Raw genomic sequence first — 11,237 nt, 5'->3', positions numbered from 1 at the left:
CACCCTGCGATCCTCGGCCGGAACATCCACGGGCACAGTCAACGCCATAACCCATGATCCCACGAGGTAAAGCTATTTCGTTACCGCGACACTAGGTACCTCACTAACGCCTGGGCGACGCTCGCTTTGACTGCCGGATGTTTCTCGGCCGCGTACCGATCGAAAATCAGACCAGCATCAGCGTCGATCGGCCACACCGCCCCGACCAGCAAGCTCATGATTGATCTGGTCTCGGGATCCTCGTCGAATAGCAGTCCGAGATTCTCTTGACAAACTCCGAGAGCTGTATGGCAATCGACTCTTCGCGTGCGGTCGCTGCTGCCAGCAACGCGTTCGCGCGTGCGGCGCGCCGCCAAGAACCACTCCATGTTCCCATAGCGAGAAGCACAGCAATCACGTACGCCCGGTAGGGGTGAGTAGCAGGTAGTCGGCTACGCTCATGCACGAGTGCAACCAGTGGGGCCCCAGCCGACAGGTCGATTGCGGAGCCTCCGGGCAGAACCTCCGCTATGAGGTCCGCCCCAGCGGCCTGGGCCGCCGGCAGCGACTCAGCGGCCCAGAGTTCGTTGAAGGCTCGTTCCCAGGGCATCGGGCTCGGTCTCGACTCCATCACCAGTTCACCTGCAAGTAGTTCAGAAGCGGCTGACAAGATCCGGGGCACCGACCCGCTGGGGCGCCATGGCCCTTCGGAGGTGCAGCTGGGGATCGGACAGCCTCCATGATGACCTGTTGCCGCCAGCGGATGCTCCTTCGGCAGCGGCTCGCGCTGTTGTTGATGTCGTAGTACTTCGCGCCAAATGGTGACGTGGCGCATCGCCTCAGGGTCGATCGGCTGGATCTGGACGGCCACGCCGTCGAGTCGGTCACACGGATGCCGCGTACGGCGACGTAATCGGCTCGGTTTCGCCACAGCCCTCTCGGCCAACGTGGCGGCCATTCGGTCAACAACACGCACGCTGGTGCCGGCGACTCCGGTGGGGATCACCACGGGCCGAACCACCGGCCCACCTCGTAGGCGGTGCTGCCGGTGTTCGCTCCTTGGTTCTGGACCAGGTTGTGGTAGATCTGGCTGTCGGACGGGACCCCAGCCAACTTGCGAACCGTCGTCACCGCGTTGCCCACGGGTAGTTGCTCACCAGTCGCGCGCGTGCCCTCTATCCCGCCCATAAGCAGGTTCTTCCAGGTTTCTTGACCTACTGGTTGTGTTCTTCGTCCGATGTCGTCGTGGTGTTCACATGGGCCTGTGCCGATGACGATGGCACCAGCACCACCACTGGTCAGACTTTCGTTGATATGACCGTCGAGTTCGATGCGGCCGATCAGGTTCACATGTAGCGGTGTTCCACGGGTCCGCGCCGAGCGCCATGTCCTGCAGCGCCCCGGCGAACAGGTCTCGGGTGAGGACCTGTTGAGGCTCGGGTTGTATTCGCGGAAGCCCATGTCGTAGGTGCCGGTCGCGCCGTTCAACCGCTTGGAGTTGAAGCGGTAGGGGTTGACGATGTCGCCATCCTGGCCGCGGGTGCCGATGGCGTCGTCGCCGGTGGTGCCCTTGGTGTCGGCCTGGCCGTACGCGGTGTAGCGGTACGTCGACGCGGTCTGCCCCGTACCGCACCAGTCAACGTCTCCACGTCACCGTGCGGGTTCACGCCAAAGAACGACTTCCTCGACGTCGTGCCGTTGACCGTGGAGTCGACCAGGTAACGCACCGTCGGCCGGGACGGCCGAGCGACCCCATCTGGTGGTGGGTCGCCGCCGTGATCGGCGTATCGATGCAGAACGTCAACCCGTTGGCTGGAGCGGCTGCTGGCCGCTGACTCACACCCAATTGCAGGTTGTGCCACAGCCGCCGTACTGCGCCCGGGCGGAGGATATGTCAACATCACTCCCCGGGTCTATCTGAGTTCCTGTAGCAGCACGACCGTCCGACCTCCCACCGTCCCGAGGAGTCTGCTGTGCGTGTCACCCTGCCGCGCGCCATCGCGGTGAGCGCAGTGTTCGTGCTGTCTGCGGCCTGCGGGAGCATGAGCAAGGACGCGGACGCCGAGCGGAGTCTTGTGCCCGTCACGCCTGCCGCGCTGACGCTGGAGACATTCGCCCCGCGGGTGCTGCCGGCGCTGTTGGCGAAAGGCAGCTTCAGTGTGGAAGCCTTCGTTGTTCCGAAGGGCGGGCGCGACCAGGCGACCTTCACAGCTAACGTGCGCCTGACCGGGTCCGCGACCGACGTCTCGATCCCGGCCGGCGACCCTCCAATCATCCGGATCGGCGATGCGGTGTACGTGAGGGATCACAAGCTGACCGGCAGCGCGAAGCGCCCGTGGGCACGGCTGAACCCGGGCAGCAAGAATCCGGCGGAGGAGGAAGCACTCTTCGTCGCCGAGACGTTGATCGGGATCTCCGCAGGTCACCAAGTCATCGTCGGTACGGCGTACGCGACCGAGTTCAAGCGGGGCGAGCAGACTACGATCGACGGCGACGAGACGCAGGAGTACATCGTCACCATCGATTCGCACAGGGCGGCCGCAGCCGGCGCCCTTGGGGAACTGCTCAACTCACGGATCACGAAGACCGCGCCCAAGGGGCTGAGTGTCTCCATCGCAGTCGACGCCGAGGACGTCCCGCGACGGATCGAGTTCGTGTTGGACGACGGCGCGGATCTGGCCACCCGCCTGCGGCTGACGTTGCGCGACTTCGGCAAGAGCCTCCCGATCGCCGCGCCGCCCGCGGCGATGGTTGGGAATGTAGGTCGGTAAGCGGGGGTGTTCCGCAAGACGGACTACCCATGGCTCGCGGCTCTACAGGTGACCCTGAAGGGTCGCGACGTGACACGTCATCGGACGGCAATCCTGGGAATCCAGGTGATGCAGCCTCGCAGCTCTTCGCAGCTGAAGACCTGGCCGACGAGACACCGTTCGAGGTCGGCCAAGGGGGAAGCGGCGGATCGCCCGACGTGCCCTCTGGTGAAGACGGCTACGTGATGTGCGAGCGGTACGACCGCTGGCCGGGCGACCAAGAGGACTGACCCCAAACGCAGGAGGGAGCGCCCATCGGGATTCCGATGGGCGCTCCCTTGCCTAAGGGCTTCTGCTTGGCGGCCCACCCGGCCAAACTCACGTCTATGGCACGGATGAGTGACGATGAGAAGGCGGAGCGGGCACAGAGCGGCACGAGGCAGAGCGAGAACGGATCCGCGATCTGGGTCGCGAGTGGGCCAGGCAGCATCCTTTGCCCGAGGACCAGAAGGCTAGGCTCCGCGTGCTGCTGCGCCGGTACGGCGTTCTATCCCGAGTGGGGGGCTCGCAACCCCGATTGGCAGCAGAAGGCTTCATCTCCTCGCTAAAGCATCGCCCGTGGCTGATCGGAAACAAGGCCGCGAGGCGTGCGCGTTGCCAGGGACTCAGAGGTGGAGCCAAGGCGACCAGCTCGCGGATCCGGTCGTCGACGCTGTTCGCTCGCTCTTGAATGTCTATCTTGTCCACCCTCTCGGTCCCACCCTGTCAGGCCATCCAACGTGCGCGGCCCGCCGATCGTCCGGCGGGCCGCCGCAACGCACTACTTGTCAGCGGTGCCGCCGTGCGCCTGAGCCGGCGACGCAATCCATGCGTAGGCCTCCGTAATGTTGCGGAGTTGGTGCGACTGAGTCATCCTCGGCGCCATCTCTGCGATCTGCTTGAGGATCGCGTCACGAGCATCGTCCTGAGTGGACAAGATTTCCCTCCCTCGATCAGTGGATCTGACATCGCGGTATAGGCCAGCTCCGTTACTCAGCGCAGTCCGACACGCCGGACCTGCTGACGTCCGCCGCCATCGGATCTACGCTGCAAGTCCATGCAACTCGGTCTCCGAGGGGAGAAGATCGTGGCACTGCGCTACATCGGCAAGGACCCGAACTCACCGAACACGAACTCACCAACCGTGTGGGTCGACGAGGCGGACGGCAGCATGGTGATCCAGGGCTGGAAGCTGGACGACGAGGCGCTGGCGGAGGTCAACGCCACCGCACCGATCCCGGAACACGAGACCGTGCTGCGGATCCCGGCCCGGATGGCACCGTTCTTGAAGGAGGCGATGGGTGACGGCTGAACCGGTCGCGTTCCAACTGTTCCGGGCCGCCGAGCGGAGCGCACTGCACCTCGAGACGCGGGATCTGTACGAGCCTGACGACCCCGACTGGAACGAGTGGAAGTCGGGCGGCCGGTTCGACCCCGCGGAGCGATGGCGTGCCTTCCATGACCTGGTTCGCGAAACGACAACTCGGGGCGTGGAGGTGCGGCGGGCCCGGATCGTGTCCGAGCCGATCAGCGACTACGTCCGGTTCGAGTACGACGTGACGGAGGCTCACAACGTCGCGGCAGGGGAGCAGGTGCGGTGGTTGCCGCGGCAGCAGACCGGGGACCTCCTGGTGCCGGCGAACGACTTCTGGGTCTTCGACGGACAGATTGTGCTGTGGAACTTCTTCGACGGCGACGGCTCCTGGGTGGGCGAGGAGCGGGTCAACGACCCGGACATGGCGAAGCAGTGCGTAGCATCGTTCGACGCTGTCTGGGATCGAGCGATCCCGCACAGGGAGTACCAGCCAAGCTAGAGAGCGACACCCGTTGCCCACCCCACCCGTCTTCTCGAACGCGCAGAAGGCCAAGCGCGACTTCGGTGCCCGCCTGGGTGAGATCCGGAAAGCAGCCGGACTCACCGGGCGGGCACTCGCCGTGTCGTGCGGCTGGCACGAGTCGAAGGTGTCGCGCATCGAGAACGGCAAGACGTCTCCATCGAGCGCCGACGTACGGGCCTGGGCGGAAACCTGCCGTGCGGTCGAGCAGATCCCCGATCTCATCTCATCCCTCGAGGCGATCGAGGGCATGTTCGTCGAGTGGCGCCGGATGGAGCGCACCGGCTTGCGGCGCGCCCAGCAGTCCGTGCTCCCGCTGTGGGAGCGCACCCGACGGTTCCGCACCTATTCGCCCTGGCTAATCCCCGGTGCCGTGCAGACCGAGAGCTACACCCGAGCCGTCCTCCGCGGCACGTCGAGCCGCCGCGGACTGCCGGACGATGTCGAGGATGCAGTCCAGGTACGCAAGGACCGCCTGAAACTGTTGCACGAGGGAAATCGCACCTTCGCCGTCCTGATCGAGGAAGCGGTCCTGCGGAACGTGATCGGCACATCCGACGTCATGGCCGGCCAACTCGGCCACCTGCTCACAGTCGGCGAACTGCCAGCCGTCTCCCTGGGGATCCTGCCGATGGGGATCGAGCGCACCGCGATGCCTCCGGTCGAGGACTTCTGGATCTTCGACGATACCCAGGTCAACGTCGAACTCATCTCCGGCTACCTGACGATCACGCAGCCGGGCGAGGTAGCGATGTACACCGACGCTTTCGCCCGGCTCGCTGACATCGCTGTAGTCGGCGCACCAGCCCGCCGACTCATCGCTGCCGCGATCGACGCCCTCGAATAACTCCGTGCAAGTCCGTGCAAGTTCATCGCGGACAGATCATGCCCGGCCCTACGGTTTCAACACGGCCAGGGCGGTGGGTGAGCCCCGAGCGTGCGCAGGGCGGTGCGCGGTCTCCCCTGCCCTGTCGCCCTGGCCGCACCAAATAGGCGTGAGCTAACGGATCGGTGGTCGGATTGAAGAACCTGCCGGAGCTCACTGGGAAGCGGCCAGCCGCGCCGGTGAACGAGGTACGTTGGAGCGACCTGAAGAAAGGTGATCGGGTCCGTCACTTTGAGTACGGCGACGGCACGGTCGACGGCTCTAGTCCTGCGCTGATCTACGTCACATGGGACGACCCCAAATGGACGAGGATCACGACCCACGCCGCGGCGGTTGCCCGCTATTTCTCCCGACTCCCATCCTGTGAGTCGGATCCCCTGTGTCTCCCAGGGTCGCGAACGGTCGCTTGAGTCGACTGTTGCCGCCAGCAGTCGGCCTCTTGCCTGACCAGATGATCCCGAGTATCGATGTGCCTCAACCCAAGCACAGGAGGCACGATGACGATTCAGTGCCGCAGCACCGTCCAGTTTCACCTGACCAACGGCAGCAGCTTCGAGCTGGACACGACGCCCCTTGAGTAGCGTCAGACGATGGAGGGTGACGATCACGACGGCATCATCGGAACGCTCAGAGCGGACGGGACGCAGCTCTGGGTGAAGTCTCAGCACATCGTCTCGGTGTCGCACCCAACGGAAATGCAGGTCAACTGGGTGAGCGTGCGTGACGGGTATGCATCTCCGGATAATCCACAGCAGAAGATGCAAGGGGCGAACCAACCGGCGGCGACCTTACCGCAGACACGAAGATCCGCGACCTCGCCGAGGTGTGGCGTGCCGAGGTGGAGTCGTCCGAACTGGCGGACGGGTCGAAGGAGCTGTACCTGCGTGACCTCGACACGAAGGTGCTGCCGGCAATGGGTGAGCTGTCGATCCGGGAGGCCCGGGTACCGCGCTGTGACGCGTTCCTAAAGGCGGTACGACAGAACAGCGGCCAGGGCAAAGCGAAGTCCTGCAAGGCCGTGCTGAGCCTGCTGATGGCAGTTGCGGTCCGGAACGGCGTCATCGACACCAACCCCGTTCGCGAGGTGGCGAAGATCCCCCGTGGACGCCGCCAGCCGAAGGCGCTGACAGTCGACGAGGAGAAACTGGTTCTCACCAAGGTCGCGAACGATCAGGCCGCCGGTGTCGAGGGGGACGACGTGGCCGACTTGATGGAGTTCCTCGACGGCACCGGGCTGCGGATCGGCGAAGCCCTCGCGGTACGCGCCGAGGTGGTCGACCTCGAGGCAGGTGTGATCGAGGTGAACGCGACCGTCGTACGCCTGGAGGGCCGCGGCAGTGTCATTCAGTTGCGGCCGAAGTCCGAGGCCGGGTGGCGGATCATCGCCGTACCGCCGAGGACGGTGGAGCTCTGCCGCCGGCGGATGGCGATGACGTGGCCGCGCAACCCGCTCGGTCTGCTGTTCCCTCCGCAGTTGGGCGAGGCGCGGAACCCGTCGAACGCGAACCGGGAGATGAAGGCGGCCCTGATCCGGATCGACCCCGGGCTCAGCTGGGTCACGTCGCACACCTGGCGGAAGACCGTCGTCACGCGGATGGACGACGCTGGTCTGAGCGCCCGGGAGATCGCCGATCACGTGGAGCCACGCCAAGCCGAGCATGACCCAGGATGTGTACATGGGCCGCGGGGTGGCGTCTGCCAAGGCAGCCGAGGTTCTTGCGCGAGAGGCGGCATAAGGTGGTCGTAAAGTGGTCGCACAAAGCAGAAGTGCCCGGCCAATGTTGCTCTGACCAGGCACTTCTCAAAGGGGTGGAGGTGGCGGGAATCGAACCCGCGTCCTTCAGCGTTGCTTCAAGGCTTCTCCGGGCGCAGTCTGTTAGGCGTTTTTCTCAGCCTCAGCGCTCTCACAGACAAGTCGCTGACAGGCTCAGTCACTGTAAATGTCCCGTGCTAGCCCCGTGACCGGGCTAACAAAGCAAGCTTCCTAGCTGAGGCCAGGAACCGGGTCGGAAGCATCCCCGGGCTGACCGCTTCTTTAGGTGCTCAGGCCGTCAGGCGGCGAGAGCGAAGCTACTGCGCTTAGCGTTGGCAGTTATTGGTTTCCAGAGATCGTTAACGAGATAACCCTGGATCCTCGGCCCGCTTCCCTTGGAACTAACGTCCAAAGTCGAAACCGTTCACCCCCTGTTGAGTTGTCAAACTCCCACCGGCACCGGAGCCCCGGTAGAAGATCCACACTATCAAGTCCAACAACCCACCCGCACCCCGGATTCCCGCGCGGCGGCGGACGGCCCACATCGCGCGGCGAGATCACCCAGCGTCACTTGATCATACGCAGCGTGAACGGGTAGCGGAAGTTGGCGCCGACTGCGGTCGCCAGACCGCCGATCCCGGTCAGGATGAACCAGAGCATGCCGAGCAGCGGGAACAGGAACGCGGTGAACCCCTCCGTCACCCCGGTCATGATGCCCACCAGCGCGAACGCGCCGAACGCGCTCAGCTGGAAGTTCAGCGCCTCGACGGCGTGCTTGCGTACGGCGGGGTTCTTCTGGCCGGCGGTCGCGACCATGATGGCCGGGCCGACGAAGAACGTCGGATACCCGAGCCAGTGCGCGACCGTGCCCAGCCCGCGGCCGTCGCTGTTGTACCGCTGCAATTGGGCCGGCCGGGTGAAGGCGGCGGGTGCGTACGTCGGGACGGGCCGGGAGACGAGGCCGTTGAACGTGCTGTTCAGCTCGGCCCGGGTGCGCGCCTTGAGCGCCAGCTCGAGCCGGGTGTCGAACTCGCCGTGGTCCAGCCGGCCGTCGGCGTACATTTCTTTCAGAATCTCGACGGCGCGGTCCCGTTGGGCCGGCGTCACCAGCAGGTCTGAAGTGGACATGCATCCACTCTGCGCTCCAGGCGCCTCGCACCCCATCGGGTGCAGCCCCCACCGACCCCTGACCGGACCCCAGCCCCCTGCCCGGGCCCAGGCTCACCCCGGCATCCCCACGACAGAAGCCCAACGAGTCGGGTACGCCGAAACACCCGCAGCTCCCAAGGACGCCGAGACACCGGGAATCGGCCGGGCGGCATGCGACCGCCCACACTGGCACCCGGAGCGGCGGCCGACCGGAGGAGGTAGACGCGGGCGCGTGGCTGACGGGCGGTTCAACCGGAGGTGGTCCGCGAGTTGTGGATTTCTGTTGTCGATTCGCTCGCTGAAGCACCGAAATCGACGACTCGGCAAACGCCCGGATGGTCCGATGGCTTGGCGGTCGCCGCCGCGATTGAGGTCGAGGAGCGCGCAGTGCGGCCTTGGCGGCGTGGTGTGGCTGGTTGATCCGGGCCGGGTCTGGTCGCAGCGCAGGTGGTGACCAGCTCGCGAGTCGAACTGGTCGCGGAGTGGTCTCAATCCGGCGCACGCAGTCGGCACGGTGGCTGATGGCGCTGCGGCGAGCCACGCGCAGGTTGCGTAGCGCTTCCACGGATCCGCTGCGGTCCTTCGCGTGCCTGTCCGGTTACCGGCCGCGACGGCCCGGGCGGCGGCCTCGGCGTCGATCGAGGCGGACTTGCCGGCAGATCGGCGGGTCTTGCGGTCGGACCGGTCCCCTTCGCCAGGGCCACGGCGGCACACACCAGCCGAGGCGAGCGGACAAAAGCAGTGATGGGTGCCTGCTGGCACGGCTCGTATGAAGTCACAACCCCCGGCCGGTGAGTGCAAACACGCCCCGCAGCCGCCGACCGACAGATCCCGACTAAGACCGGAAGTCAGTTAGAGGGCGAGTCAGGACGACCACCGCGGGGCCCACTCACATCATCCTCACTGTCAGCGCGGGGCGCGACGGCGGTCCGAGAGGGCGCGCTGGGCCTCGCGGTTCGCCTGGCGCTCGGCCAGCGCGTGCCGCTTGTCGTAGTCCTTCTTGCCCCGCCCGGTGCCGAGCTCGACCTTGGCGTAGCCGTCCTTGAAGTACAGCGACAGCGGGATCAGCGACACGCCCTGCTGCTCGACGGCGCGGATCAGTTTCTGGAGCTCGTCCTTGTGCAGGAGCAGCTTGCGGGTACGGCGCGGCTCGTGGTTGGTCCAGGTGCCGTGCTTGTACTCGGGGATGTGCATCCCCTGCAGCCACAGCTCGTTTCCCCGGACCGCCGCGAACGCGTCGACCAGGGAGGCCCGGCCCTGCCGCAGGGACTTCACCTCGGTCCCGGTCAGCACGAGCCCGGCCTCCACCACGTCCTCGATGTGGTAGTCGTGTCGCGCCTTACGGTTCTGCGCGATCGGTTTCCGGCCGGTCTCTTTCACCATCCGACCAGTATCTCAGACGACTCAGAGCCACTTCATGGGATTAACCACGCGCCCGTCGTCGTAGACCATGAAGTGCAGGTGGCAGCCCGTCGAGTAGCCGGTGGTGCCGACGTACCCGATGATCTCGCCGCGGGAGACGCGCTCGCCGACGCGGGCCTTGTAGCGGGACAGGTGGTTGTAGACGGTGGTGATGGAGGAGCCGTCGATCACCCCGTGCGAGATGAACAGCCGGTTCCCGTAACCGCCGTTGTAGTACCGGTCCGTGACGACCCCGCTGGCCGCCGCGCGGATCGGCGTACCGCAGCCGCCGCCGAAGTCGGTGCCGTCGTGCAGCTTCCAGTAGTGCAGGACCGGGTGGAACCGCATCCCGAACGGCGAGGTGATGTAGCTGCGGATCGGGTAGCTGAGCCGCCCGTTGTCGTTCGGCTCGTCCGGGACGTCCCGCGGCGGGCGGCCTTCCTTACGGGCCTTCTCCCGCTCGGCCTTCTCCCGGGCCGCCTTCCGGCGGGCCGCGGCGGCCTTCTCGGCGCGGGCGCGGGCGATCAGGATCTGCTCGACCCGGTTCCGCTCCCGGACCAGGGCGTTGTACTGCGCCTGCTCGGAGTTCTTCTCCTTCTCGGCGGCCTTGAACGCGACCAGCTTGACCTGCGCGACCGCGGCGGCCTCGGCCTTGTCGGCGGCGACCTGCTTGGTCAGCGCGGCCACCTGCCGCACGGTGCGAGCCGCCTCGGCGCGGGCCTCCTCGGCTGCCTTCTCCGCGGCGGCGACCTTGACCCGCCGGCTGGCGAGCTGGGCCTGCGCGTTGTTCAGGTTGGTGATCGCGTTGCCCTGGATGCCGAACACGTTGCGCTGGACCTGCATCCCGGTGGCGATGTCGGCCGGCGACGCGCCGCGGAGCGCGATCGACAGCCCGACCAGGCTGTTCTGCTGCTGGTACGCCGACCGTACGGCGCGACCCGCCACCGCCCGCTTCTCGGCGATCAGCCGCTCGCCCGCCTCGACGGCGGCGACCGCCGACCGGAGCGCCCGCTCGGCGGCCCGGAGCTTGCCCGCGGCCACCGCATCGGCGGCTTTCGCGGCCGCGAGTTTGCCCTGGGCAACGGCGTACCGGGCCTGGACGGCCTTGTACCGCGCGTCCGCCTGGTTGTAGGCGACGACGGACTTGCCGAGCTGGTCGGAGGCGTGCGCGAGATCGGCCTTGGACTGGTCGATCTGCGAGTCGAGCTGCTTCTTCTTGGCGGCCGGGTCGGGTGGGTCCGCCTGGGCAGACGGAACCACCGCCAGGGCGCCGGCGGACAGGGACAGGACAAGGCAGCAAGCGGCGACGACCGTCGGCCGGCCTGGCGCCCTCGTGCGGAGGCGCAGGCGTGGCTTCGCGGGGGTGCCGCTGCTGTCGTCTCGCTTGATGCTCCCCCGCTCACGCGGGTTCGCACCGGGGAAGTGCGGGACCACAGTCGACCCCT

Annotated in this window: 9 protein-coding genes and 1 other RNA gene; 5 read left to right on the top strand and 5 right to left on the bottom strand. The window is 66.5% G+C overall.

Going from position 1 to position 11,237, the window contains the following annotated elements:
* Positions 1 to 981: 981 nt before the first annotated feature.
* Positions 982 to 1,467: a hypothetical protein gene (locus ACIBGM_RS41960; protein ID WP_396388720.1), complete on the bottom strand. Its 486-nt coding sequence runs from the start codon at positions 1,465 to 1,467 to the stop codon at positions 982 to 984.
* 485 nt (positions 1,468 to 1,952) lie between these two features.
* Between ACIBGM_RS41960 and ACIBGM_RS41955 the strand changes: the two genes are divergently transcribed.
* The 5 genes from ACIBGM_RS41955 (at position 1,953) to ACIBGM_RS41935 (ending at position 7,236) form a co-directional block, all read left to right on the top strand.
* Positions 1,953 to 2,750, top strand: a complete 798-nt coding sequence (locus ACIBGM_RS41955) for a hypothetical protein (protein ID WP_396388719.1) — start codon at positions 1,953 to 1,955, stop codon at positions 2,748 to 2,750.
* A 1,075-nt stretch (positions 2,751 to 3,825) separates the two neighbouring features.
* Positions 3,826 to 4,080: a hypothetical protein gene (locus ACIBGM_RS41950; RefSeq protein WP_396388718.1), complete on the top strand. Its 255-nt coding sequence runs from the start codon at positions 3,826 to 3,828 to the stop codon at positions 4,078 to 4,080.
* Positions 4,070 to 4,582, top strand: a complete 513-nt coding sequence (locus tag ACIBGM_RS41945; protein WP_396388717.1) for a DUF6879 family protein — start codon at positions 4,070 to 4,072, stop codon at positions 4,580 to 4,582. The genes ACIBGM_RS41950 and ACIBGM_RS41945 overlap by 11 nt, the downstream gene beginning before the upstream one ends.
* A gap of 13 nt (positions 4,583 to 4,595) precedes the next feature.
* A complete protein-coding gene (locus ACIBGM_RS41940; RefSeq protein ID WP_396388716.1) occupies positions 4,596 to 5,450 on the top strand; it encodes a helix-turn-helix domain-containing protein in 855 nt (284 codons plus the stop codon).
* Positions 5,451 to 6,327: 877 nt separating this feature from the next.
* Positions 6,328 to 7,236 carry a tyrosine-type recombinase/integrase gene (locus tag ACIBGM_RS41935; RefSeq protein WP_396388715.1) on the top strand — a complete coding sequence of 303 codons (909 nt, stop codon included), beginning with the start codon at positions 6,328 to 6,330 and terminating at the stop codon, positions 7,234 to 7,236.
* Positions 7,237 to 7,296: 60 nt separating this feature from the next.
* Here the strand turns inward: ACIBGM_RS41935 and ssrA are convergent.
* The 4 genes from ssrA to ACIBGM_RS41915 form a co-directional block, all read right to left on the bottom strand.
* Positions 7,297 to 7,674: a transfer-messenger RNA gene (ssrA, locus tag ACIBGM_RS41930) on the bottom strand.
* A gap of 135 nt (positions 7,675 to 7,809) precedes the next feature.
* A complete protein-coding gene (locus tag ACIBGM_RS41925; RefSeq protein ID WP_360524361.1) occupies positions 7,810 to 8,370 on the bottom strand; it encodes a DUF1707 and DUF4870 domain-containing protein in 561 nt (186 codons plus the stop codon).
* A gap of 927 nt (positions 8,371 to 9,297) precedes the next feature.
* Positions 9,298 to 9,774 (bottom strand): SsrA-binding protein SmpB, encoded by a 477-nt coding sequence (smpB, locus tag ACIBGM_RS41920; RefSeq protein ID WP_360524364.1) that lies wholly within the window; start codon positions 9,772 to 9,774, stop codon positions 9,298 to 9,300.
* Between the two features lie 21 nt (positions 9,775 to 9,795).
* On the bottom strand, positions 9,796 to 11,226 hold the full coding sequence (locus ACIBGM_RS41915; protein WP_396388714.1) for a M23 family metallopeptidase: 1,431 nt from the start codon (positions 11,224 to 11,226) through the stop codon (positions 9,796 to 9,798).
* Between the last annotated feature and the right edge of the window lie 11 nt (positions 11,227 to 11,237).

Origin of the sequence: Kribbella sp. NPDC050470 (assembly GCF_044458365.1) — a bacterium.
Lineage (GTDB): Bacteria > Actinomycetota > Actinomycetes > Propionibacteriales > Kribbellaceae > Kribbella.
Note: the sequence above shows the minus strand (reverse complement) of the source record. Positions and strands in the feature narration are given on the sequence as shown.